21 protein-coding genes are annotated in these 24,605 nt (G+C 50.9%); 6 read left to right on the plus strand and 15 right to left on the minus strand.

Going from position 1 to position 24,605, the window contains the following annotated elements; all coding sequences use genetic code 11:
• The first annotated feature begins 386 nt into the window (after positions 1–386).
• Positions 387–1,907, plus strand: a complete 1,521-nt coding sequence (locus tag SH451x_RS12505; RefSeq protein WP_479362791.1) for an ankyrin repeat domain-containing protein — start codon at positions 387–389, stop codon at positions 1,905–1,907.
• A 17-nt stretch (positions 1,908–1,924) separates the two neighbouring features.
• On the opposite strand, the gene SH451x_RS12510 is transcribed toward SH451x_RS12505, so the two are convergent.
• From SH451x_RS12510 to SH451x_RS12540, 7 genes are all read right to left on the minus strand, one after another.
• Positions 1,925–5,347, minus strand: a complete 3,423-nt coding sequence (locus SH451x_RS12510) for an efflux RND transporter permease subunit (RefSeq protein ID WP_479362792.1) — start codon at positions 5,345–5,347, stop codon at positions 1,925–1,927.
• A gap of 6 nt (positions 5,348–5,353) precedes the next feature.
• Positions 5,354–7,576, minus strand: a complete 2,223-nt coding sequence (locus SH451x_RS12515) for an efflux RND transporter periplasmic adaptor subunit (protein ID WP_479362793.1) — start codon at positions 7,574–7,576, stop codon at positions 5,354–5,356.
• 26 nt (positions 7,577–7,602) lie between these two features.
• On the minus strand, positions 7,603–8,508 hold the full coding sequence (locus tag SH451x_RS12520) for a hypothetical protein (protein ID WP_479362794.1): 906 nt from the start codon (positions 8,506–8,508) through the stop codon (positions 7,603–7,605).
• A gap of 98 nt (positions 8,509–8,606) precedes the next feature.
• The gene (locus SH451x_RS12525) at positions 8,607–9,446 is read right to left on the minus strand and encodes an anti-sigma factor family protein (protein ID WP_479362795.1); all 840 of its coding nucleotides are present in this window, start codon (positions 9,444–9,446) and stop codon (positions 8,607–8,609) included.
• 2 nt (positions 9,447–9,448) lie between these two features.
• Complete coding sequence (locus SH451x_RS12530; protein ID WP_479362796.1) at positions 9,449–10,054, minus strand: RNA polymerase sigma factor; 606 nt, start codon at positions 10,052–10,054, stop codon at positions 9,449–9,451.
• A 360-nt stretch (positions 10,055–10,414) separates the two neighbouring features.
• Positions 10,415–10,879, minus strand: a complete 465-nt coding sequence (locus SH451x_RS12535; RefSeq protein ID WP_479362797.1) for a hypothetical protein — start codon at positions 10,877–10,879, stop codon at positions 10,415–10,417.
• Between the two features lie 395 nt (positions 10,880–11,274).
• Positions 11,275–11,727, minus strand: a complete 453-nt coding sequence (locus tag SH451x_RS12540; protein ID WP_479362798.1) for a four-helix bundle copper-binding protein — start codon at positions 11,725–11,727, stop codon at positions 11,275–11,277.
• 457 nt (positions 11,728–12,184) lie between these two features.
• Between SH451x_RS12540 and ahr the strand changes: the two genes are divergently transcribed.
• On the plus strand, positions 12,185–13,192 hold the full coding sequence (gene ahr / locus SH451x_RS12545) for an NADPH-dependent aldehyde reductase Ahr (RefSeq protein ID WP_479362799.1): 1,008 nt from the start codon (positions 12,185–12,187) through the stop codon (positions 13,190–13,192).
• A 194-nt stretch (positions 13,193–13,386) separates the two neighbouring features.
• Here ahr and SH451x_RS12550 read toward each other — a convergent pair whose 3' ends face one another.
• Complete coding sequence (locus SH451x_RS12550; RefSeq protein ID WP_479362800.1) at positions 13,387–13,671, minus strand: hypothetical protein; 285 nt, start codon at positions 13,669–13,671, stop codon at positions 13,387–13,389.
• 128 nt (positions 13,672–13,799) lie between these two features.
• Positions 13,800–14,732: an ADP-ribosylglycohydrolase family protein gene (locus SH451x_RS12555; protein WP_479362801.1), complete on the minus strand. Its 933-nt coding sequence runs from the start codon at positions 14,730–14,732 to the stop codon at positions 13,800–13,802.
• 1,041 nt (positions 14,733–15,773) lie between these two features.
• Between SH451x_RS12555 and SH451x_RS12560 the strand changes: the two genes are divergently transcribed.
• The 4 genes from SH451x_RS12560 (at position 15,774) to SH451x_RS12575 (ending at position 18,710) form a co-directional block, all read left to right on the plus strand.
• The gene (locus SH451x_RS12560; RefSeq protein ID WP_479362802.1) at positions 15,774–16,496 is read left to right on the plus strand and encodes an RNA polymerase sigma factor; all 723 of its coding nucleotides are present in this window, start codon (positions 15,774–15,776) and stop codon (positions 16,494–16,496) included.
• Positions 16,480–17,631, plus strand: a complete 1,152-nt coding sequence (locus SH451x_RS12565) for a hypothetical protein (RefSeq protein ID WP_479362803.1) — start codon at positions 16,480–16,482, stop codon at positions 17,629–17,631. The genes SH451x_RS12560 and SH451x_RS12565 overlap by 17 nt, the downstream gene beginning before the upstream one ends.
• A 447-nt stretch (positions 17,632–18,078) precedes the next feature.
• The gene (locus SH451x_RS12570) at positions 18,079–18,375 is read left to right on the plus strand and encodes a pyridoxal-phosphate dependent enzyme (RefSeq protein WP_479362804.1); all 297 of its coding nucleotides are present in this window, start codon (positions 18,079–18,081) and stop codon (positions 18,373–18,375) included.
• Positions 18,376–18,581: 206 nt separating this feature from the next.
• Positions 18,582–18,710 carry a hypothetical protein gene (locus tag SH451x_RS12575; protein ID WP_479362805.1) on the plus strand — a complete coding sequence of 43 codons (129 nt, stop codon included), beginning with the start codon at positions 18,582–18,584 and terminating at the stop codon, positions 18,708–18,710.
• A 64-nt stretch (positions 18,711–18,774) separates the two neighbouring features.
• Here SH451x_RS12575 and SH451x_RS12580 read toward each other — a convergent pair whose 3' ends face one another.
• From SH451x_RS12580 to SH451x_RS12605, 6 genes are all read right to left on the minus strand, one after another.
• Positions 18,775–20,160, minus strand: a complete 1,386-nt coding sequence (locus SH451x_RS12580; protein ID WP_479362806.1) for a LolA family protein — start codon at positions 20,158–20,160, stop codon at positions 18,775–18,777.
• A gap of 34 nt (positions 20,161–20,194) precedes the next feature.
• The gene (locus SH451x_RS12585) at positions 20,195–20,698 is read right to left on the minus strand and encodes an RNA polymerase sigma factor (RefSeq protein ID WP_479362807.1); all 504 of its coding nucleotides are present in this window, start codon (positions 20,696–20,698) and stop codon (positions 20,195–20,197) included.
• Between the two features lie 242 nt (positions 20,699–20,940).
• Positions 20,941–21,390, minus strand: a complete 450-nt coding sequence (locus tag SH451x_RS12590; protein WP_479362808.1) for a hypothetical protein — start codon at positions 21,388–21,390, stop codon at positions 20,941–20,943.
• A 288-nt stretch (positions 21,391–21,678) separates the two neighbouring features.
• Positions 21,679–21,891, minus strand: coding sequence for a hypothetical protein (locus tag SH451x_RS12595; protein WP_479362809.1), 213 nt, complete (start codon positions 21,889–21,891; stop codon positions 21,679–21,681).
• Between the two features lie 123 nt (positions 21,892–22,014).
• Positions 22,015–23,277: a hypothetical protein gene (locus SH451x_RS12600; protein WP_479362810.1), complete on the minus strand. Its 1,263-nt coding sequence runs from the start codon at positions 23,275–23,277 to the stop codon at positions 22,015–22,017.
• Positions 23,278–23,729: 452 nt separating this feature from the next.
• Positions 23,730–24,182, minus strand: a complete 453-nt coding sequence (locus SH451x_RS12605; protein WP_479362811.1) for a transposase — start codon at positions 24,180–24,182, stop codon at positions 23,730–23,732.
• Positions 24,183–24,605 lie beyond the last annotated feature (423 nt).

Genomic DNA, 24,605 nt, shown 5'->3' on the forward strand with positions numbered 1-24,605 from the left:
CAGACAGATTAGATGTTTCATTGAAAGAGTCTACCCCCAACGAGTGGCTGTCCGCCGCATGAATGCTCGCGAAAAGGTATTGGTTCGCAAGCTTGTTCTCCGCCGATAATCGAAGGTTGTTGACGCCTGGCTGCAGCTTGGGAAGTAAGGCCGCTGGCTGGCAGTTGAGGCGCATTTGCAAAATTTTAATTTGGCAAAATCGATCCCTACTGGATTTTGTTTTTTGGGTTGAGTACGATTCAGAGCGGCGTCTCAGATCGCCACCAGTCCGCGGAAAGAACTGAAGTTCATCTGTCGTCGAAGGTATTTTTTAGCACCTTCTTTCTTCCCTGTTGAGCGGACACAGGTTCATTGCCCCACGGGGTAAACGAGAAAGGAGGTCGACCATGTCGACTCACAAACTGCCGGACCGTCCTGACCTAGGTCATCTAAAGCAACAGGCAAAGTCACTGTTAAGGGGAGTGAAGGCCGGTGACAAATCGGCTTGTGATCGCGTTGCAGCACAGCATTCACGTTCACTTTCCCAAGTCACACTCGCCGCCGCTCAACATACAATCGCCCGGGAATATGGGTTCGATTCTTGGCCAAAACTGAAGATGCATGTCGAAATGGCAAGCAAGAATCTGGCGGAGAAGGCTGACCAATTCTTAGAGCTGGCGTGGCACTGGGGCGATCGAGCTCGCGCTGTGGCATTAGCGACCGACGTACCAGCGGTTACTAGAAGTTCTGTGTACGCCGCTGCAGCGTACGGCGATGCAACGGCTGTTGCAGACTTTTTAAAGCAGGATCCAACGCTTGCAGTAACCAAGGGAGGCAGCAAAGACTGGCCGCCCCTGCTGTACGCCGCTTGGTCATGCTTTTGGCCGAACCGCAGTGCAGCCTTGCTGAACGTGCTCCGTCTGCTCCTGGACCATGGTGCGGATCCAAACTCAAGTTGGCTTAACTCGCAGTATAACCAAGAGGAATCTGCTCTGTATGGTACAGTTGAGGCGAATTCGGTCTCCGGTGCACGGATTTTGTTGGATGCAGGCGCTGATCCTAACGACAATGAGTCACTCTACCACGCTTGTGAAAAATGGAATCTTGAACTGCTTATGGCCTTGGGCGAGTACGGGCTCCACGCCAAGGACATCTCGTACTGTGTGAAACATGCCTTGGATATGCGATGGCCCGAAGCGGTATATTGGTTTCTACAGCAAGGTGCCGATCCTAATGCCGTACACCCTGCGGCTCAGGAGACAACACTGCATTGGGCGGTCAAGCAAGGCGCTCCGATCGCCGTCATTCAAGCCCTCCTTGATGCCGGCGCCAATCCTAATGCCCTCACACAGCCAAATCATTCAGGCTTTATAAGTCGTAAAGGGAACACGCCACTCGATTACGCGCTTGGCCTTGGTTCGACCGCAATCGCCGATTTGCTGCGTGCACACGGGGCAATTGAATCGCCACGATCACCCAAAGAAGCGTGGATCGTGGCAGCGGCCGCTGGCGATCGCAAACTCGCCCGCGCGCTGATCGACCAGTCCCCAGACTTGAAACAGCAACTCAATCCGTTTGACCGGAGGCTTGTTGCACATGTCGCTCAAATGCAGAATTGGTCGGGCGTTCGATTGATGATCGAACTGGGGTGGCCGATTGATGCCGTCGGTTGGATGGAAGCTCGGCCGCTCACCTGGGCTCTCTGTTTTGGGAATGCAGAAATGGTCGACTTTCTCTTAAGCCATGGTGCTTCGCTAGCCCCGGCGGGGCACTACTTTCAATCGCCTCTGCACACCGTAGTGCATTGCCGCTGGGAAAAACGCGAGCAAGCTGCATGTCTCTCAAGGCTACTGGCCGAGAATATCGCGGTGCCCGCCAACTTCTTTCCATGTGGCATTGCGGAGTTCGATCAGCTCGTGAGCGACTAAGACGCGCCTGCTTTCAATCACACGGCTTCTGAAGAGGACTTTGGCGAACCGAATAAGTAAAAGAGCGCAGGAGTTACCACTTGGTCGAGCACTGTGGAGGCGATCATTCCGCCAAAAAGAACCACGGAAAGCGGATAAAGTATTTCTTTGCCAGGCTCGCCATAGCCAAACAGCAAAGGCACCAGTCCAACAAAGCTGGTCATGGCCGTCATCATCACAGGCGCGAGTCGTTCAAGGCTGCCCCGGATAATCATCTCTTTACCGAAAGGCATGCCATCGACTTGCATAAGGTGCTGATAATGAGAAATCATCATTATGCCATTGCGGCTGACGATGCCGATCAGTGTTATAAAGCCCACCCAATGTGCCAGTGACAAATGCGTGGCTTGTATCCAAGCCCATGGCCAATAGTACCAAGGAGTAGCGGCAAGTTCTGCCGCGTCTGGTCGGTTGACTATCAGCAATGCGACAATCGCTCCCAAAGCTGCGATAGGCACATTGGCAATCACTTGAAACGCGGACCTATGAGAATCTAAGGCTTTCAGCAGCAACAGGTAAACACCGATCATGCTTAACGCCGCGAAACCCCAAAGTCGAACTGTCGCCTGTTGCTGAGCTTCAAACTGCCCGCTGTAGTCCAGATAGTACTCGCCAGGCAACTCGTACAGGGATTCTTCGACGGGATGAATCGCTTGCTTGATGTCCCTAACGACGTTGGTCAAATCACGTCCTTGGACATTACAAAAAACGGCTATCCGACGGTGGGCATTTTCGCGGTTAAGAATGTTCGGCCCGGTCGTATCGAAGATCTCTGCTACCTGCGACAGAGCTACCTTCGCGCCTGATGGCGTCTCCAGAATCGTTTCCTCGATCACGTTGGGGTCACGACGCGCGTCTTCGTCGTACCAGACAACTAAGCTAAAATACTTGTCTTCTTCAATGACCTGCGATACCACTTGCCCCTTAAACGCTGTTTCGAGAACCTCTGCCACATCGCCCGGAGCAAGCCCGTACCTGGACGCTTCTTCACGCTTAACTCGCATTTGTAGTTGAGACACCTCGATCTGAGGTTCGATCTGTAGGTCCACAACGCCATCGATCGATTGGATTCGCGATTGAATGTCGTAAGCGGCAGCGCGCAGCTCACTAAGCTCGGGCCCGAACACTTTAATGGCAATCTGCGCTCGAATGCCTGACATCATGTGGTCCAGACGGTGCGATATCGGTTGACCAATATTTACCGCTGCACCTGGGATGCTCGAGAGCCGATCTCGCAAGTCTGAGATCACTTCCTGTTGTGGGCGGCCGCGGTACTCAAAGCTCCAGAGATGAGCAATCGGGATCGCTCGCAAAACTGCGTTATGCCAGCCATGCTTTTCGGACTTATACTGGGCGAACCGAACTTCGAACTCTGTGTCGTTGACTCCTTCAGCATGTTCATCCAGTTCGGCGCGTCCGGTTCGACGGGCAACGGAGAGAATCTCGGGCACCTCTAGAAGGATCGCCTCCACTCGGCCAGCAACGCGTTGACTCTCAGCTAACGATGTGCCAGGTTCCAGACGTAGATTGAGTGTCGCCGTCCCTTCATTAAACGGAGGCAAAAACTCTCCTCCCATCCAAGGCAAGGTCAAGCAACTCAGCAATACCAAGACACTGACGCCGACTACGACGAAGCCTGGGCGATCAAGCGTCCAACGAAGCAGTCGCTCGTCCCATCGTTTCAACCATCGCATTGCCATCGGTTCCCGTCTGTTGGCCAGGAAAGGAGCACTTGGCAACAGGACACTGGCTAGCACCGGAGTGAACGTCAAAGCGACAATCAGCGAACATAATAGTGCTATGATGTACGCGATTCCTAACGACGCAAACAAACGACCTTCAATACCTGACATCATGAAAAGCGGAACTACAACCAAGACGACGATCAAGGTAGCGTAAACAATTGAGTTGCGAATCTCACTAGAAGCAGAGAATATCACATCGATCGCTGGCTTCTGATCCGTCGCCGGTAAGAGCTTGTTCTCTCGAAGTCGTCTATAAATGTTTTCCACGTCTACAATGGAATCATCGACTAGGTCGCCGATGGCAACCGCGATGCCGCCCAAAGTCATAGTGTTGATCGTGATGCCGAGAAAATAGAAAACGATAACGGTCAAGAATATTGACAATGGCATGGAACTGAGGGAGCTAACGCTTGTCCTGAAATTGCCCATCAGCAAGAACAGAATCACGACAACCCAAACTGCCCCGTCCCTTACTGCTTCCACGACATTGTCGACAGCCGCTTCAATAAAGTGACTTTGCCGAAAGATTTCCGACTCGATCTTCACATCGGATGGCAGCTCGCGGCGCAGCGAATCAATGACCTCATTAATTCTTCGATCCAGCTTAATTGTATCTGCATCGGGTTGCTTCTGGACCGTTAGGATGACGGCACTGCCGCCGCGAAGTTCCCGATACGGTCTTGCAACTACCTGCTCATCCAGTTCCTCCGTTTTGCCGTCTTCAGAGTTTGAAGTCGATCTGCTGCGCTCATATTCGAGTGAATGCTCCACGGCAAAGTGAGTATCGGGTTCGACTTTCACAATCGCGGATGCGTCACCTCGCTTAATTGGCCCGCCCAGCTTGACATCGGCTACATCGCCGATGCGTATAGGAACTTGTTGGCGCCACAGAATAGGTGTCGCAGCGACCTCTTCAAGAGTTAACGATTGCCCCTGGATTCTCAACAATGATTCTTTGTCACCACGATTCATCACCCCTCCACCGGCAAGTACGTTAGCCTTAGCAGTGGCCTCCGTTAGTTGCGCGAGAGTGATGTTCTGGGCGGCCAATCGTGCCGGCGATGTCAGCACTTGATACTGTTTAAGGATGCCACCCATCACAGAAATCTGAGAAACACCTTCAACGCCAAGCAGTCGATTGCGGACTGTAAACTCACCAAGGGTTCGCAACTCCATCGCCTTTTCTTCAGCTTCAGCGTCAGAAGCGGGCTTGAAATCACTGCGGAGCGCCAGCAGCATGATCTCACCCATGATGGATGAGATGGGGGCTAACGTAGGATTGGAGCCGGGCGAGAGTTTGGCTTGGGCGAGTTGCAGCTTTTCATTTACGGTTTGCCGGTCAATGAATATATCGGTATCCCAGTCAAATTCCACCCAAACAATGGAAAGCCCAATTGCAGAAGAAGAACGGACACGCTTAACGCCGGATGCACCATTTAGAAGCAGTTCGATTGGCCGCGTCACCAGTACTTCAACTTCTTCCGGCGCTAATCCAGGTGCCTCCGTCATTATCGTCACGGTCGGACGGTTGAGGTCTGGGAATACATCGACCGGCATGGTGCGCAGCAGCGACGCTCCCGCCAGCATCACGAGCAGCGAGGCGATAGCGATGACCGCGCGGTTCTGAAGTGAGAGTCGAATAATGCTGTCAAGCAAAGTGAGCTACCTTAATGATGCAAACGCAGTTTGTAGTTCACGACTGCCAGCGGTGACGACTGAATCACCAAGGTTAATGCCTGAGAGTATTTCCACAAAATCGCCATCAGTGCAACCGATAGTTAATCGCCGGCGCTCGATATGACCTTCTTGCATTTGCACGAATGCGAATACGCGAAGTCCATCGCGCACGATCGATGCTGCTGGCACGGCGAGTCTTGAGGAACTATGGTTCAGCGATAGGGAGACGGACATCAGGGTACCCGCACGTAGTGTGGGCAGACTCGAGGTCGCTTGTGGCACGAGCCAGAGTCGTTGCGTCCTAGTTGACTCGTCAACGACAGGTGCGATACGTGACAAAGAAACTGGAAACCGAATCTCAGGGTTGGCTAAAGTCGAGGCAATACCATTGGCGGTGAGTGGTAGAGAGCCAATGTTTGACGATGGAAAATGAGCCTCAATCCACACGGAGTCAAGGTTATGAACCTCGGCCAAACGCTGACTCGCAACAACTGTCTCACCCAGAGTTACCTCGGACGAAGCTATTCTTCCGTCGATGGCTGACTTCAGAGGAAGAAAGTCGAGAATCTTTTTATGGTCGACGATCGACGTGATTTCATCCTCTACAAGTCCCAGCGTGCAAAGTTGGCGTTTGAGGCTGTCGGCTCGCATTTCCAACTGTTCTGCTTGCGAACGCGTTTCCAATATAGTTCGCACAGAAACGGCATCCCCTTGCAACTCTTCCAGTCGATCGGCGCGTCGTCGCAACAGAGTACTATCCAATGATGCCGTCAGCAATTCGAGCTGCAGCCTATAAAACTCAGGAGAAGCAATCTCGATCAACACTTCACCTGCACGTACACGGCGACCAGGACTAAGTGAGTGAGAATGAACAGTTCCATCAAGCTGAGATGACAACACTAACTGGTTCTCAGGCGGCAATGTCACCTGGGCAGGAAGTTGAACCGTTTTGGCAATCTCACGATAGGCTGCGTGCGTGGTCACGATCCCCAATCGCTGCTGATCTTCCGCCGAAAGCTTGAGCACGTCCAAAAAGAACAAGCTCGATAATTCATGACCTCCCTTCACGACGACACGGTCGCCTGGAAAGATATCACCCTCCACGATCTCAACCATTGGTTCTGCAGATTCACCGGTTACGAGACTGCGGGTGCCGAGCTTGATATTTACTTTGCGATACTCGCCAGTGGATCGCGTCGACGCCTCTTCGATGAAGACGTAAGACTGTAAGCCATCGCTATATACCGAATGGGTTGGCACGGTAAGCTTCTCGTCCTGCGTCGATGTGTAAATCGTTGCCTTTCCAACCATGCCTGGCATAATGGCCGGATCAGAAATCGATAACCAAGCCCAACTGACTTGCGTTCGTGGATCCAAGCTCGCATCGATTTGTTCAACAGTGCCCGCGATCGCAACCGCTGAATTCAAAAATTCAAGTTCGACGTGATTTCCAATAGCAACTCCGGATACGTCCTTCTCAAGCAGTTGGAGTCGCACCCACGTCTGATCAGTGTTCACGATTTCGAATAGATGCTCGAACGCTTCTACAAATTTTCCCTCCGCCAGATCCGAATGAACTACTTTTCCAGCAATTGGCGACCGAACTGCGTAATGCAATTCGTCGTCTCTTTCCAGTTTCGAATCTCGCATGTCTAAGCCAAGAACACTCGCCCGCACTCGAGCGATTTCCCGCTGGTTTTCACTCTGTTCCAGTGCATTTTCTAGCTCCAGTAGTCGCTGCATAGGTACCGCACCAGCCTGAACCGTTGGACGCGTCATGGCCACCAATCGTTGGTTAAGCAATAACTCACGATCTGCCTGCCAGTAGGCAAGTTTAACAGCTTCAAGTTCACGACTGCTCAACTCAGCAACTACTTGATCTTTAGATACTGTGTCGCCAGGGCGCGCCAATAGTTTTACGATACGGCCAGGTATTTGGGCGGACCCGAACGCTTGAGCCTGCCACGGTGCAACCGATTCAGCGTAGACCTTGAGCGTTGACGAAACTGTGCCGACAACAACTTCTGTAGATTGCAGTCCGATTGCATCCCGAGCTTGGCTAGTGAGTGTTATGCGGCCCCCTTTAGTATCGACCTCGACTCCTTTTGCGGGCAATGGCTGGTGCTCCTCGTGCGCACGAACACCAGCGAAACTTGTACTCAAGCTGAGGAAGGTCGCAACGAGCACTGTAATTAACCGGTTGGTCATCGAAGTCCTAGCCATTCAATCCAAATCTACTTCTTAATATAAGACTCTGGGTCTGGTATTGGATCGCTGGTCGCCTTCGCCATTTTCAAAAACTCATCTACGCACGGGGGGCAGCAAAACTGATACGGCTTGCCATCGACAATCCATGTAAATTTGGGGTTTGCTTTGGTTTCGGTAATCGGGCATATTTTGTCGCCAGAGGTTGGATTCATATCATGCGCCGATTTTAGGCCCTTGAATTTTTGAGTCGCAGTAGCATTGCCGTTCGCTTCAATGTCGGCTGCGGTATATCGGCCGCCTGGAGTTAGGTAAAGATCGCGCTCGTCGCTATCGACCACTTTACCAGGCATCTCCGTCGCTTCTTCGTGTTCGGCTCTTCCCGAAACAAAGCCCAACCGAAACCGTTCTCCGTCGATGCGAATATTAGGGACCGTCACATCGAGTTTACGCCCCGCCAGCTCCGAGGGTAGTTTAGCTACGAAAAGAGATGTCCGGCCTTGCACGTCACCCTCTTGTGGTGCGGGCTCGAAGGTTACAGCCTGCGAGCCCGCTTCTCCATCTGCCTTAACAAATCCCGTGAGGGTTTGGCTCTCGACATCGATCACGCGGGTCTCGTCCTTGCCCAACGTGTACAACCGGACGGTGCCTTCGGAATCAATGACAGCTTCGACGTGATAACTGTCGCGTCCAAGCGACACCATGATACCTCCGTGAGCGCCCGGTATATGCCCATGATCCCCGTCGCCTCGAACATCGGTCGCTTGCAAATCATCAGCGGTCCGACTGTTGTCGGAGTTCTGTGAAAGCGTGTCGCCTTGAACTGCGGCGGCTTCTGATGTATCTGGTGAGTCCGGTTTGCAGCCAACGATTACGCCCAGGCCGACAAATAATGTGGGCACTAAACTCCAATAGACCCATTTTCTCTTTTTCATTTTTCTACCTGTAATGAGGGGTAATCTGCTCTTCTGGGGCCGATAGGAACGAATCTTCATTCTCGTTGGGCGTAGCGCTTGGTTAGGCAAACCGTTCGCTAAAGACTCAGTGACGCCACCCACTGAGTCACTTCCTCAATATTGTTCGCACCAATCACCGTAAGTTGTCGATCTTCAGTCTTCCAACTTGCAGCTAGCTGCCCGTCAGATTCGGTGATCTTGCATGTCTTACCTGCGCACGACGTCTCTATCGATGGCAAACCACCGAACCAAATAGGTTGTTCATCTCTATGCTCAAAGATGATAAGTGACGAACCATCCTGCCGTTCGCAAATGGTAGCCGAGCACTTACAACAAGGCATTTTTAAGACATAAGTGGAAACAAGTGTAAAGCCTTTCGGAACGCCCTTGTACAGAGCAGGCTCATACCCCAAGTAGCTGGTCGTCTCCTGTTCGTTAAGTTGGCGGCCCTCGTATTTCGAAGCTAGCGTGGAGAGCGCACGCTGTGGCTCGCGATTGGCGAACTGAAACACCTCTTCGAAGTCAGTCGCTAACGACGCATGACTGTGCGATTGGTCATCGGTATGCTGATGCTCCGACCTGCTGGGAGCTAACGCGTAAAACACAAAGGCGAGTGAAGCGGCGGTGGCTAGAACCGTCACGCTCCACTGCATGGCTCGTCGCTTTTTGGGTGCAAACATTGGCAATGCATGCCGCCGAGCTATAAATATGCTCTCTGAGATATGTGCCCAGATGACGTCGGTGTTGACGGGAGCCTCAGACTGACGCGCCAAAGTTCCCATGGCACGATAGTCTGCGAGCACAATTTGACAATGCTCACATCGCTCTACATGCTCGTCGATCTCGCGACTTGTTCCAGCATCAACCTCTTGGTCTATGTATGCCGATAATTGCGCGGTTGTCTGCTCGCAATGCATTGTTATGCCTTCCATCCCAACTGGATCAGAGAATTTCTCAATTCATTTCTCGCCTTGTTCAATCGCGAACCAACCGTTCCTTCCGGAATCTCAAGGATGCTGGCAATGGCTGCGTACGCCATGCCCTCGACTTCTTTCATGTGCAGAATAGCGCGATGCTCGCCTGCAATATTTTCCAGCGCTCGTTCTAGCATATCGGTTGCATCTCCTTGGCTACGTTTGTTCGATGCACTTGACGCTTCCGCCAATATCGCTGCTCTTTGGAGTCGTTGTTCTTCACGGTTCAACTTTCGCAAGTATTGCAAACTTTGAGTCACAGCCATTCGATACGCCCATGTCTCGAGCGACGATTCAAAACGATACTTACCTAGCTTTGCAAACAAATGGATCATAAAGTCTTGCATCACATCGTCAGCGTGACATGGACCGACGATTTTTCGGATCACACGGTAGGTACGAGCTGCCAAAAACTCGTAGATATGCTTCTGATACTCTCGTTCTCCATCGACCGCTCGCCTCACCCAGCACTCCAGTTCCTGTTGTGTGACTGTGCAAGGTCTGCCGACTGTTATATTAGTCAAAGTATTGGATGATTCTGATGACTGCATTCTTCACTCCTTACCGTCAGAAAGTGATAGTTGTCCAGAATTCTTTTCAGATCCTGGACCGCATTCCACTTCGTCGACGCTGCCTGACTAACGGCGACAGCAAGAATGCTGCATCACACAAGAGGAAGCGTGCTTCCTTACGAAGCTAACTTCGTGGCTTGAAGCGACACAATACGCAGTCGTTGAGTCCTCACTTCCATTCGCCGTAAAACCGAACGGCATTAGCGCAAGGACATTTGGTAGAGCTAGATTCGTAGACATCACACACCTGGTATTAGGTAGTATTGAAACTTACTCGACTCTGCCTAACATGGACTCGAGACCGAGAAAACAAACTCTTGCTAGATGGTTTGTTAAGTTTCAAATACTCCAAACACATGTAACCGATTGCCACGAATGCCCGTTAAAGCGAACGGGAACGCCATCGGTTCGTGGCGTATCAAGCTTCGTCGTGGCCGCCAATTTCCATACATAAACTGGTGCGAAGTAAAAAGCCGTGGCGATATGCGGCGTAGATGACTCAATTTGAATGCCAACACTGGCGGCAAGTTTTGGGCATCGACAATGATCATCTTGACCGATTGCTCCAGAGGGACTGTCCTGAGCTTTGCTGATTGCGCTAGAAGTCCGCGCCATCGCACATCTGGGGCACTTCGGCACATCAACGGGGTTGTCGGTCATTGCACCCGTTAGCGAACTAACGTCGCTTGTACTCTCGGCACCAGCCACGAAGACCTGCGACAGACAGCAGCACGAAACTCCGCCAAAAACCTGACTGAACGCAACAGCGAACAGCAGAACGATTTGGATAGGAAGTGACGACATGAAGTTTGCTGGGGTTTTGCATGTATACCGGGACAAAAATTAGATGCCTGTCAGAAACGCGGCCTTCATCCCAAAATGAATTAATTTCTAAATTTCTGCCTCCGATCGGGCTCGCTATATCGCTTCGGCAGTGCTTCCGCTAGCGACAAGCCCCGTTCTGATCGGCTCGAACCGCCATTCTACACTATAAAGACCGGTTTACGAAAACCAGTTTGAGGTATGTTCGAGCGTTTCGCGTCAGCTTTTAACTAAAAATGGTGTATTGCATTGCTTAAGCCAACGCACCGCGTGATGCACCGCGTTGCTCATTGTGCGCAGCCCGCTGCTCGCGCGGTTAAACGATGGCACGTTATCGTCAGAACCTTATAATTGTTGGTACCGACGTTTGCAGCTCACTACTGAACTTGGTTCAACATATCGCGACATTGCTTTGCGCAATCGCGGCAAGACTTGGCGCACGCAGCCATGTGTTCATCGTCAGGGAATTTTTCACATGCTGCTGCACATTCTTCGCAACACTTAGCACAACAGTCGAGCATTGGTTTTGCTAGGGGGCTGTTGCGAGCGCAAAGCGTTGCGCAAGTCTTGCAGCACTCGGCGCAGTCCGCGCACATTCTTGCAGTTTTCTGATGCTCCTTTTTTCCCTCGGAAAGTAGTTTCAAGCAATGATCATAACAACTATCACATTCAACTTGGCAAGCGGCACATATTTCTGCACACTTCTTCATTTTTGAATCCTCTTGTTGGGCAGCAGACGCAGTCAATGGAACGATCGCCGATAGGACGAAGACGGCAACAAGTGCTAAACGAGACATAAAAGACCTCCAGTGAAATGGCGTAGACGGCATCGAAGCGTTCGATGCTCTGACCGTTGTTAACGCAGGGACTGTGCCGCAAGAGCCGATCAATCGGCGTTCCTGAAAGAAACTAGGAAACGCCGAAATTTTTCCGCTTCGTGAAGGCTACGCGATTCGTCGCCATCTAAGGACTTCGCTCGACAAGAGCCACTGAAAATAGAATCGACGTGACAGACTTCGAGCAACATGGTTGCAGAATGAGCACTGCCTTTGATTCCTTGTCGATCAATGCATACATCTCATTGTTCCTCGGAGCGTCTTCAGACAAAACCGCGCGCCACCGAAAAACGACCGGCTGAAGTATTGGTTCTGCATTCTATTTTCTGTTATTCAAAACCAAGCGGATAAGATAGAATCGAGCACACAATGAAAGTTTGGATCGAATGGAACCGAGCAAGCTCAATACTGCTGCGTCAATGCATTTACATTCAGTGAAAGTGACTAAGTCATGGACTATCAAGCGTGGGCCGCGGCCGCGGCTGGGACAGCATTCCAAAAACAATCGTTAGATCGGCCACCGCTGGGAGCAGAAGAAGTAGAGGTCGCAGTCGAGCACTGCGGCATTTGTCACTCTGACCTTTCAATGTGGCAAAACGAGTGGGGCATAGCGGCATATCCTGCCGTGCTGGGACACGAAGTTGTCGGGCGCGTTACGGCGTTGGGCTCGCACGCCAAAGGTTTAACCGTTGGCCAACGAGTCGGCATTGGTTGGAACAGTGGGAGCTGTATGCACTGCCGCCCGTGTATGTCGGGCCAGCAACATCTCTGCAACGAAGTGCAACCGACCATCGCCGGTCACTTTGGCGGCTTCGCAAATTCCGTGCGAGCTCATTGGGCGTGGGCAATCCCGCTTCCCGATGGACTAAATGTCGCCGATGCTGGTCCCTTGCTCTGCGGAGGCATTACCGTCTTCAATCCCATCGCGATGTTTGCAACGCCCAAGAGTCGTGTCGGAATAATTGGCATCGGTGGGTTAGGACACATGGCTTTGAAGTTTGCAACGGCGTATGGATGCGAGGTGACAGCGTTCACATCCAACGAAAGCAAATTCGAAGAAGCGCGTGGCTTCGGGGCCCAGCATGTTGTTGCCACTCGCGACAGCAACGCGATACAAGGACTTGAAAAGTCGTTTGATTTGTTGATCGTTACGGTGAACGTGCCACTCGATTGGGATGCTCTGATCGCTTCGCTCGCACCCAACGGTCGAATGCACGTCGTCGGTGCAGTCCTAGAACCCATTCCGGTTTCCATCTTTCCTCTGATCATGAGGCAAGCTAGTGTTAGTGCATCGCCAACTGGATCGCCAGTTGACATGGCCGATATGCTCGCCTTTGCAGCAAGACATGACATCGCGCCGCAGACCGAGCATTTTCCGATGGGCGAGATCAATAAAGCTTTCGAGCACGTCGCCGCTGGTAAGGCGCGTTATCGAGTCGTCTTGGACGCAGACTTTTGATTCCGCCCGAATGCAGCCTTCACAGTCGCTCATAGAACCGCCTTCCATCGGAACCAAACGTAGTTCCGCTAAAGCCTCGACTACTAATCCTTCTTGGTATCACCGTCACTGAGCGACTCTTCATCGGAAGCACAACTATGAAATGTCGCAAAGTATAGGAGTAAGGATATTGTGAGGCAAAGATTCAATAAGATCTAAGCAGCTACCAAGGGCAATTCTGAGACGACTTCCCAAACGGAATCTGTTCGACGAAACGGAAGAAAGATCAGCCAGCCAAGACAGTTTAGAATAGTGAGCCACTGGACGGTTGTGTCACGCATTATAAGGAACTTGCCTCGCAAAGCATATGCAAGCCAGTTTTCCCAGATGAAATACCCCGTCGTTGCTAACAGACTACCGAACAGCGCAATCGCAGAGTCTAGCGCGGTAAATCGATACTTAGGCACAAGGATTCCACCGGCATTAAAATCAGAACCCACACGAATACCGAAAAGAAGCAACCTCCAAGAAAAAGAAGTCCGAACAGATATCGTAGCAGTGGCAATGGAGTCTTCCTCATGGAACGGACGATTTGCTCGGAAAAGTTGAAGTGTTAAGTGGGCAATCGTTATCCCTCCTGTGCACTGGCAGTAAGTCGATCTGCGATTTCGCGAACGTAGGCGATGAATGTCTCGCCCTCCTCAAGTCGGTTCACAGGCAGCGCGTCGATATACCGAGAGCCGACATGTGCACCCACCAAAGCGCCGGTCATGGCGGCAATCGTATCGGTGTCTCCTCCTTGCCAAATCGCTGTTGTGACTGCCTGCTCATAGTTCTGCGGATGGAGGGCGAAGCAAGCCAGCGCTGTAACGACTGACTCATGCGACTCAATTCCATTTCCAAATTGTTCGATGTCTTCGTCTGTCTCGATCTGACGCAACCGCTCCAATCTGTTTTGGAACACTACAGTAGAACACAAAGGCAGCAGGTTTTCTGCAAGTAATATGGGATTGATTGATGATTCAGAAGCGGCAAGCGATGTGGCAACCGCAATTAGCTGCGCTCCTTCGATACCAAGCTCATGTCGATGCGTGGGCCAGGCGCTGGACTTAGCTTCATCCCAGATTCGGGCTATGTCGCCGATGAATCGCAGCCCCACTGGAGCGCTTCGCATGGCAGCACCGTTTCCCAATGATCCACCAGGGAACAGATGTTCTGCCATGAATTCGTATTCAGCATCGTCGCGGAATGCTTCAATCAACACTTTCGCACCGCGGCCATATCCGCGCCACGACTCATAAGCCTGAACAAATTGTTGCATCAGTGCTGCGCTAACAATCGACGAGGTCTCTGTAAGGTGTTCCGCAAGCGCCAGAGCCATTTGCCCGTCGTCTGTGTACTGCAACTTCCGGCGATTCAAAGCGTATTCAAAAGCTGCGGACCTGTCACTAAATTTCGAGCGAAGTTGTTCTTGCGGCATTCCTTCAAAGCGTGCACCTACTGCATCGGCGAAAACCAGACCGATAAGGCTTCCATAAATTTTGTCGGCTATTGGATTCATTATAAGTTCCTGGCGTCAAATCCTGCACATGGTAATTCTAACACAAGCGAACTGTTTTGACGGACGACAGCTTGATTCTTTCAGGTAGCGATACCAACCTGGTCCTTACGCATTATCGCTCTTCCATGCCCTATTACTGATGAATACATAAGATTTTCGGGACGTGATAGTCACCTTTCACTGCATGAACGGAGCGTAACTTAGGCATATCTGAGGCCGGCTATCTTAGTCAAGGGCTGGATCCGCTGACACATTACATCTCCTACCTAAACTCTTCCAAAGTATATGAAACGTCGTCCGGTGATATGCACGAAGTAACCGACGCAGTAAGCATTCTTTGTCTTGCAACAAATTCCAGATTACTATGCTCATTTCGCTGACTTTTCCGCACCGCAAATTCTACGATAGCACCGAAGAGCTCCGCTGCAATTGAATGCATTGGATGAGGTGTGCTAACAACGAACGACTCATTGCCTTACTAGTAGTAAGTAATTTCTTGTTGCGTGTAATCAGCGTGATTACGCTCTACACCAATGTTCGAGAGCTTACCCATGAAGTGTCCCCATTTTTGTCCAGGTGTTATGAGAGTGACGTTTGTGTAATACGTAAAGGATCGCTGTGCGGCTGGAGTGAAGGCGCAGCCGTAACGGAAGCAGCACGGCGACGAGCGTATTCCTCAGGTGGTTTGCCGCCCAGTGAACCGGGCGGGCAAGCATGATCGGCAGTCAGATCTACAACACTTCATCGAAACGACTACGATTGGCGTTTGAAACGAGTCTATGTAGTCCCTCGCTTCGACTGATTGTTTTGGTGGGGATTTGACAATCGTTGATGCCGATCAACCACCTGCAAAAAACTAGTTGCAGCAAGAATAGTCGTCGAAAATCATGGCCGAAGCTACATCGCTTCGGCCTGAGTCGTTTGAGGCGTAAAAGTTGCCCAGCGGATCGCACCCGCCAAGTGAATCAACTCTGATTCGACTACGTCTTTTGCCATGAGCAGGCCGTGGTTTGAGAAAATCGTCGCAACCGAGTACTTTACATGCGTCTTTGGGAAAGTGAGTTCGTTTGGGAGCAAACCGACAGACAAGTAAGCACTTTTGCCAAGTCAAAGCAGTATTTTGCCGAGATGTCGGAATTATTTGTAAGGAAAAAGCTTCTCGCCCGACTTATTTCCTTAACACAATTCGCCCCCTTACGCGAAGGAACATTCATGCATGATTGGTCAGATTTGATCGACAAACATGGGCCATTGGTTTGGTCCACAATTCGTCGGTTGATTGGCAATCGCGATGATGCGTCAGATTGTTTTCAGGAAGTATTCTCGGCCGCCTTGGGCCTCTCCCGAAAACAAAAGGTCCTCAGTTGGACCGCCACGCTTCGACATCTCGCATCGGTTAAGGCAATCGACTGCCTTAGACGGCGATATCGCGACAGCCAAATTCAACACAGCGATTACCTGGTGGAAATTGCGGACTCACATACCGCGCACCCACAAGAACGGCTTGACTCAACTGAGTTAGCCGGTGCGTTGCGAGCAGCGCTTGCGACCATCGAACCGCGCCAAGCACAGATATTTTCCATGATATGTCTGGACGCGATGACTTACGACGAAGCGGCGATGACGATCGGGATTACCGAGTCGCATGTTGGCGTCCTACTCAACCGAGCACGCGCGGCCCTCAAAGAACAGTTGCATTCGTATGCGCCCGAGACATCAAAAAAATCAGAAACAGGAGTCCGTTCCCATGCAAAACGAAAATGACTACGACGAACTGCTCGATCAAGCAACTCAGGCGGTACTTGACCGTGCACCTCGAGATCTCCCCTCCGAAGAACTGATTTTGGCCACTAAAACGATGGTTGCTCAGCAAGCTGGCAACGCGACCGTTATAGCCAACCGTCAGCGCTACCTTGGACGATGGAGCGTTGGTGCTTTAGCCGTCGCAGCTTCCCTGTTGGCTCTCGTTGTGCCATTCTTCTCTGCGTCCAATGCCTTCGCGGAAGCGATTGAGAAGCTAATGAATGCAGGGGCGTTTCAATACAAGGAACTGGTCTATCTGACAACGCAGGAGAAACCAGTCGAAGTCCAAGTAGCGGTTTCAGAGGATGGTCGTGCGCGGAGAGCCATGCTAGGTTTAGTCTCGATTCACGATTCGACTGGGCAAGTTCGACTGTCGTTAAACGAAGCAACATTGTCGGCAACAGTACATGCGCCAATGGAAGTCATGCAGGTTGAGCCGGAGTGGCAGATCAAATGGTTGGAACAGCTAAAATCCTATGGAAAGAAGCCCGATAAGGAACTCGGTTCGAAGAGAATCGATGGTCGTGATTGCCTGGGGTTCGAAGTAAAACCTGGTGCATCTGTAGTTTACGCCGTTTGGGTCGATGCAAAAACGAGCGATTTGGTTCAAGTCGAATTTATGGGGATGCCCAAAGGTTCGTCGGTTACGAAATCTGTGATGAAGGATTTTGAATTCAATGTCGCAATCGATCCGATGATGTTTAGCTTCGATGCTCCTCAAGGATATCAGTCGTCAACCGCCGCGAAGCTGCCGGAGTTGCTGCCGTTCGAAGAAAGCTTGGTTGAAGCAATCAAAGGTTATACCGAGCTGAGTGATGGTAAGTTCCCAAAGAGCATCACAGATAGTGCTGAATGGATGACAATACTATCGAAAGACGGTATTCCGAGGACCACACTGGCTGCACGACTAGGAACATTAACTCCGTATCTCACAGGTATGTCCCATGATGATTACGACTACGTGGGGGCTGGCATGGAGGTCGGCATGAAGAAAGCAATTGTTTTCTGGTACCGAAACCCAGAAAATCAGCTTCGAGCCGTCTACAGCGACTTCACAGTCGCATCGATTGCAGACGCTGACCTGCCTAAGAAATAGCTACTCGCTAGTTTGACCATCTCGATAGCATCCAAGATCCAGGCCGAAGCGGCGTCGCTTCGGCCTGAGGCACAGCAGGTTTTTCTTTCCGTCGCGTTAGCGATCGAGAACTAGCGAGTCATCGACGAGAACGGCTTGGCTCGCTTCCACGGAGCTTGAGAACGACCAGACTCGGCGACACGCCAATGCACTCTGCGATGCACTTCATCTGCCCTACGTTTAACTGACGCGGCACATCAACTCGGGTGTGATGGTTATGCGCGTAGCCTCACTACTCGTAACTCACTCCTCGAAGCTTGCGAATGTGCGGACTCGGTCTCCAAAGCCGATGGACAGTGTTCGAATCACTGCGTTCCCGCTAGCTTCTAGTTTTTCAGAATTGTGTATTTTTTGATATGTAATTTGCGTATTGGACCATCGCACGTTTATAACCAAGGTTCGCGATTAATGCCCCCATCTTGTCAAGATCGTTCAACTGAAGTCTTAAACTCTGTTATCGAAGCCATTGGTTGCACACCCGTGGTCGAGTTGTCGCGACTTACTCGCGGCATGGTCGGTCGAATTCTAGCTAAATTGGAATTTCTTAATCCGGGATTCTCGAAGAAAGATCGGATTGCGAAGCAAATAGTCAAGGATGCGGAGTTATGCGGAGACCGATGGGACTTGTTGTCTGATGCTGCCAAGGGACCGAAGCTTTGGGCTGCACTGGCTCGTATGATGGGCGGGAGAAGTTCGAGGTTCTAATTGTGAAGTGTGAAGATTCGTCTTCCTCGGCATCTAAACTTCTAACTGCACAATTCACACTTCTTTGTAATGCCCATCTCAAGCATGCGAAGCGCAAGTTCTTCGGCATCGTTCTCGATAGCGATAACGAGAGCTTGGTCGGAACAGGACGACACCACTAACGCCTGAAGTCTGAATGGCGAAATTTGAAAACAAGAGGTTTCATCGTGATCGCTTTACAACCTTCGAACTTCTCAAATAAAAATTCTCCTGACTCCGTGTTCAACGTGATCAGTGCGTTCCTCGCCGACAACAACCAGCGATTCGTCGCTGATGTCGAAGCGTTTGAACTGTAAACGCGTGTTGGCCTCCGGTTCAACGTCTGTATACTTGAAACGTGTAAAACACGCTCGGTTCGCATTACCGGCTCGTGTGTGTTGTCGTGTGTGGTCCGGACTCTATTACCTGTTGCTGCTTGACAAAATTTGTCTTCCCAATATGTAGCTCTACACACTTGTCGTTTGCGAAGCTAATGTCCATTCCATTTAAGTTCCATCGATCATCGACTTGGTTCCAGTTCTTGCCAACTGACTCATCATTTTCGAACATCGCTTCGACTTCTTGCTTAGACATACCGATCTTGAGACCGTGGGAAGTCTTTCCCTCAAACCGATTCCATGTCAGTCTCTTTTCATAACATCTGATCCACTCAACTCCGCCGATCGATGAGACGTCTACCTGCAATCCTAACGACTGGTATTGCATAATGCCAATTGTTTGCGGTGGATTAGCCGGCACGAGCTTCATCGGCAGCTTGAGTTGCCCTTTGTCATCAAGCACTGCAACCATAGCAGGTTTTGAGCTGAATGTATCCGGATCCCCAAGCTGGTTTCGCACCTCCTGCAAACTCATCCCGAAACGCACGGGACCAACGCCTGTTCCTGGAGTTAAAACTAGCTCTTCGGACGACACGATTGGGGCGCGACTTTCGATTCGCGTTACGTCATAACCTTCGGGAGGAAGCAGCGTAAAACGGGAAGCGTCTACGCTGACGTTGAATTGAAAGTTCGTTGCAATTTCACGGATCGATTTGTCGCCTTCGCTCTTGCCCCGATCTAACTCGATTCTGATTGGTAGGTTCGTTTTATCGTCAACTAGTACAGTTGCAACACTGCCATCCCAAACGGTCTTGAACTCCTTTGCAAGTTTGCCGTCGTTGGTCAACGTACGCATGGTGGTCGACGGCAACGGCTGCAAGCTCAACAGGGCGCCCAGCGGGCCCGAGATTTGGTCTTGTATGGCATCCATATCATAAACGGGCTGAATCGTAACAACCCGTTTGGTATCATCCACCGTCGTGTACTCCCTAGTTGCAGTATTAAGAACATGGACGGCCAAGCCACTATCCATGCGAACGCCACTCGACTTTGCATACGTGATTTGGAATTGTCCTGTGACTTGAGAACCGGAATACGACTTCAACTCAAATACGAGTGAGTTCAGGCTGCGAACGGCTTCTTGCAGTTGCGCAAACGCCTTTTGGCTAGAAGTTTCCCAAGGCCAGACCGCCAAGCCACCTGCAATAGTCGCAAGCACGGCTGCCGCTAGCGAAAGCGAACGCCGCCTAGAAATAGCGACATCCTTTCTATTTTTCGCATCAGATTTGAATTCGATTTGTTGTCGTTGTGAATGTTCCCAGGGCAATTCGACGGTTGGGTCGGGAAATTCTGGGATAGCCTGCGCTCTTAAGTGCTGAATAGCCACTTCAAGGATTCTTTCACCGTGATTCAGATCGTGACTTACCATTGTTCCTCGCTCCTTGTGTACAGTTTCGTTATAGTCATACGGTGCGCGCATGTTCCCAATCGATGAGCGTCTGGCTTAAGTGCTTCCGGGCGCGATGAACTAGCATGCCGACGTGCTTAGGATCAAGCTCCATGACTGCGGCTGCTTCACGATACTTCAGTCCCTCAACGCAGCAGAGCCAGAAGCATTCGGACTGCTCTTGCGAAAGTGAAGCCAGTTCGTACTGGACCGTCTCCAAGAGTTCGTGAATGCGCTGCGATTCACGAGTCTCATCACATGCGATATTTTCAATCGCCTGGTTAATCGCGACCTGCGGCCTAGATTTCATCTTGCGCCATGAGTCCAAGGCACGGTGGACTGCTAGCCACCGAAGAAGCCCTGGCATGTTCTTTATGGTACGAGTGCAGGATCGTTCAAAAGCCTCAAGAAAGACGTCTTGGTAACAATCGGTAATATCCTCTACGTTTCGGAGGATTCTACCAATGGTGCTCCAAACCATCTTGCCGTGGCATTGACGGATCTCTTCCCAGTCGTGCATCGAAAAACTCCAGGATTAGCAATCTTCAACCTGCTCAATCAATACTGACGTAAGGAGAGCCCAATTTATAACGGCGAAGACGGAAGTTTTTGCACGCGGACTATCCCGCAGTTGATCCTAGGCAATCTCAGTAAGGGTTCTTCAATATCTGGAGCCAGCAACCTCGGGTTCATAATCTGTGCTACCCTGGCTGGCGTGAGGTGGCCGAGTGTAGTTCCATCTGTTCAAGGGATCGCAATCGGCTAATTGCGTTTTTTTAGAGCCAACATTTTGCGAGAGGTTGCCCGACCCCAACCGTCAGAATGCAACTCGAATCGGCCACCGTCCCTTAATTTCCAAATCAAAACATCTGGAAGTTGCACGCCACCAAGTTGACCATGTTGCACTTCGCTCGGCTTTCCGAATTTGTTTTCGTTGAAGGAGAATACTTCGTCACTTCGGTCTGGTTCGAAAGCAAACCAAATGTCTTCGATCCGCTTCTCATGCAACTGTACTAACGTAGTTCCATATAGCGGCGAAGGTTTGTTTTCGACTTGCGCATAAGGAAAACCCGCATTGGTCAGCCGTGCACCTTCCAACATTTTCGCCGTCGCCTGTTCGCCGAGCCTAAGACCATCATGTTCGTACTTTATTCCGGAACCACAGCCAGATAAGACCAGAGAAACCAAAGCTAATGCACAACGCGAACGCATGTCATACAAACCCTCTCTAAAGTTGAGTCAAGCGCCCATTTCGCGAGTCGCTGCTCCGCATTGAAGTGCCTGCCCGCTGAAGTCTCACTTTGTAGCCAACTCTGTCTAATTTCGATTTAATTGTTTCAGCCTCACTAGCGCCTAAAATCACCCGGTTGCAGCCACGAGACATTGGTTTAAGGAAAAGCCCGATCCGCAACGCAGTCCATTTTTTGTTCGTCCGGTTTATCTACGCTTGACCTCGCGCCTGAGTCCGCCGTTCCATCATTGCAGCACATCCAAGCAGGCTTAGAAAGCTCGAGAAGCCAAAGAAACCGTAGAAGCCAGATAGCCAGTGAATCCGATTCCATCGAGTCCTGGAACGTATGCTAGGTAACTTAGGAACCCGAGAAAACCAACGTACATTGGCAGCGATAACATGATTGACCATCGAGCGATTCGAATCGAAAATTCATCTTTTAGTCCAAGCATCAGCGGAATGCCAAAAACGAAAACTTTCATTGTTAACTCGATTCCTTTTGAAGTACAAAAGATGTTAATGGAAGGGGATACATTGCGTAGACTAAGACCTTCTGATAGTACAAACGACAGCCGTATCGGAGCTGCCGCTAGGGGATTGTGAGTTCACTGATTTGTTCGCCGGGTTTCCAACTCCAACGATTCCAAAAGCATCGAGGCCTTAAAAGTGTTTCCCAGTTCGTGAAACGTCCCTTCTGGAGAAACGAGAAACGCGGTTGGGAATGAATTGACCGCGAACTGTGTTAACAATGGATCATTCTCAACAACACACGCGGCTGACCATCCAATGTTCGCATCACGCATTTTGTCACGAGCTTCTTTGTCTGTTGACCGGAATAATGTCAAGCATTGGAATTGCTGTGATTGACAAAGCTGCTGCATCTCTACGTACATCCGGTCGCAGGGCGCACATGGAATGGTCGAGAATTGTATTACCACAAACTTATCGCCGTGATCCGAAGAGCGCCAATTACTGCCATCTAAGAGACTTACATTCAGACTTCGTTGAACCCCGCCATTGGCAATAGTTTCACGAATCAAAAGCCCCTCTGCAACCTCGGAAATTGCTGGAGCGATTTCGCTTGAAGTGCATCGCACAATGCATGGGAATCCGGCCGATGAACGGCTTACTAAGGTGCGATAACCAGACCCTGACCTAGAGATTGTCTTCAGATCGTCTAACGCTTCCTCGTATTGCCGCTCTATAGTTTCCATGTCTGGTAGCAATGCCAGGACGACACGAAGGCCATTCAGTTCGTTTGCAAACTTCTCTGGCGATCCATTTTCAATCGCAGTGCACCTCTCTGACATCCACCGGAACTGACTGCGGTTGGTAAGCAGTTGATTGCACAATTCGATTCTGAGATTAGCGCCAACCTCTGTGTCGCTACCAACCGCGTCGATCAGTTCGCGAATTACACTTTGATGAAGAGGATCGGGGTTGCCAAAATTAAGATTGGAAATTGTTTCAACTATCTCTGGTATAGTCGCATAGTAATGCACCAGCTTAAGTGCTTTGCGTCTCGCTTCGTCTCTCGGGCCGTCAATAGGCCCACCACGGCCAGCGTTACCTATTACGATTCGGAGTGCCATCAATGCTTCGACGGTGCCACGATGCTCTAACTCGAATTGAAAAAGTTGTTCCGCTGAGCCAAGAATTGGATCATCGCTCTGGGCAATAGAAAGCCGCTGTTCAATCGATGCTTTTTCGTATTTATTCCAAAACACCGTATAAGCTTCTTCCAACTCGGCATTAATTGCGATTAATTCTCGCTCAGCGTCCGAAAGTGATTGACGCAGAAGAAAGAACCAACCCGCTGAAACAGCGGCGAATATGACAATCACGCTTAATGTGATTCGAGGTCTCATTTGACTGTAGCAATTACAACGACTAAATATGGGGTTCAGTGTGCCTGAGTAGTTGACTCACCAAAAGTCAAAACAGCTGCTCGACGGCGTCGTCTGCAACCCTTTGTTAATTGCCAATGTATTTTCTGTGAAACAATAAATCGACTTGGCCATCGAGTCTCTCTACAAATGTTTCAACAGCTGTATCTGAAATCTGATTGTACTCGAAAGCACGTCGAACATGATGGACCTCGCAGTCTGCAGGAGAAGTCCAGGTGTGTGCCGTTTCCCGACTCGGCGGACCCAAGGCCATTCTAACCCAAAGACCGACTGAAGCTTGACCCGGGGTGCGCTGCGCGACCCCGGGCTTTGTTGTTAAACGCCTTCGGGGTTGATGATTGCCTGCGAACACTCACGTGGTTTAAAACGTTGTTCAACGCGGCGACATCAACCGCAGGCGAGACAAAACTCCATCAATCCCACACGTACCGTTCGTCCATCTCGAGACCATACTTCTTACACAATTTTCGGAACTCGTCCTTGAATGTAACTTTCCTGTGATGCTCCTCCTGAGTCTCGATGTACGTCGTCAACGCTGGCACGTGACTGGGACTGATTGAGAACGCGCCGTATCCTGCTTGCCAATGAAAGTCCGGAATCGACAACTCTGACTTTACCCATGACGACGACTCCTTTTTAGTCTCCCGGATCAGGTCGGACACGTCCACCGTTTTCCCGAGGCGACACAACACATGAAGATGATCTTCAACGCCGCCGATAATCAGGGCTGGTGAACCGTGGTTCCTATGGATTCCGGCGAGGTATGCGTACAGGCGTTTCCGGTCGTCGACAGATTTAAGAAACGGCACACGGTTTTTCGTCGAGTACACAAGATGAACGTAAATCTGTACAAGTGATTGACCCATCGGGAGTCTCCCAATTTCAACCCCAATTCGACCGAGAAGCGATCCCATAACAAAGCCCCGGGTCGCATTGCGCACCCTGGAATATGCACAGAATATCACACCACCCCAACGGGGTTCAACACGGCGTCATGTTCAACCCCTTCGGGGTTGGTGCGGTGGTGTTGCGTCTTGACCCGGGGTGCGCTGCGCGACCCCGGGCTTTGTTGTTAAACCCCTTCGGGGTTGTTGCGCCGGTTGCGTGCGAACCCAAACGGGGATTCAATATTTGCGAACCCCAACGGGGTTCAATATCAAAGCCCAGGGTCGCGCAGCGCACCCTGGGAATCGGGGCAACCATTACGCGCGAACCCCAACGGGGTTCAACACGGCGTCATGTTCAACCCCTTCGGGGTTGGTGCGGTGGCGCTGCGTCTTGACCCGGGT

Source organism: Njordella aestuarii, from assembly GCF_056494165.1.

Coding starts and splice junctions, on each gene's coding strand:
- SH451x_RS12505 (WP_479362791.1), top strand. CDS start 387: ATGTCGACTCACAAACTGCCGGACCGTCCTGACCTAGGTCATCTAAAG.
- SH451x_RS12515 (WP_479362793.1), bottom strand. CDS start 7,576: ATGACCAACCGGTTAATTACAGTGCTCGTTGCGACCTTCCTCAGCTTG.
- SH451x_RS12520 (WP_479362794.1), bottom strand. CDS start 8,508: ATGAAAAAGAGAAAATGGGTCTATTGGAGTTTAGTGCCCACATTATTT.
- SH451x_RS12525 (WP_479362795.1), bottom strand. CDS start 9,446: ATGCATTGCGAGCAGACAACCGCGCAATTATCGGCATACATAGACCAA.
- SH451x_RS12530 (WP_479362796.1), bottom strand. CDS start 10,054: ATGCAGTCATCAGAATCATCCAATACTTTGACTAATATAACAGTCGGC.
- SH451x_RS12535 (WP_479362797.1), bottom strand. CDS start 10,879: ATGTCGTCACTTCCTATCCAAATCGTTCTGCTGTTCGCTGTTGCGTTC.
- SH451x_RS12540 (WP_479362798.1), bottom strand. CDS start 11,727: ATGCCGTCTACGCCATTTCACTGGAGGTCTTTTATGTCTCGTTTAGCA.
- ahr (WP_479362799.1), top strand. CDS start 12,185: ATGGACTATCAAGCGTGGGCCGCGGCCGCGGCTGGGACAGCATTCCAA.
- SH451x_RS12555 (WP_479362801.1), bottom strand. CDS start 14,732: ATGAATCCAATAGCCGACAAAATTTATGGAAGCCTTATCGGTCTGGTT.
- SH451x_RS12560 (WP_479362802.1), top strand. CDS start 15,774: ATGCGTCTTTGGGAAAGTGAGTTCGTTTGGGAGCAAACCGACAGACAA.
- SH451x_RS12565 (WP_479362803.1), top strand. CDS start 16,480: ATGCAAAACGAAAATGACTACGACGAACTGCTCGATCAAGCAACTCAG.
- SH451x_RS12570 (WP_479362804.1), top strand. CDS start 18,079: ATGCCCCCATCTTGTCAAGATCGTTCAACTGAAGTCTTAAACTCTGTT.
- SH451x_RS12580 (WP_479362806.1), bottom strand. CDS start 20,160: ATGGTAAGTCACGATCTGAATCACGGTGAAAGAATCCTTGAAGTGGCT.
- SH451x_RS12585 (WP_479362807.1), bottom strand. CDS start 20,698: ATGCACGACTGGGAAGAGATCCGTCAATGCCACGGCAAGATGGTTTGG.
- SH451x_RS12590 (WP_479362808.1), bottom strand. CDS start 21,390: ATGCGTTCGCGTTGTGCATTAGCTTTGGTTTCTCTGGTCTTATCTGGC.
- SH451x_RS12595 (WP_479362809.1), bottom strand. CDS start 21,891: ATGAAAGTTTTCGTTTTTGGCATTCCGCTGATGCTTGGACTAAAAGAT.
- SH451x_RS12600 (WP_479362810.1), bottom strand. CDS start 23,277: ATGAGACCTCGAATCACATTAAGCGTGATTGTCATATTCGCCGCTGTT.
- SH451x_RS12605 (WP_479362811.1), bottom strand. CDS start 24,182: ATGGGTCAATCACTTGTACAGATTTACGTTCATCTTGTGTACTCGACG.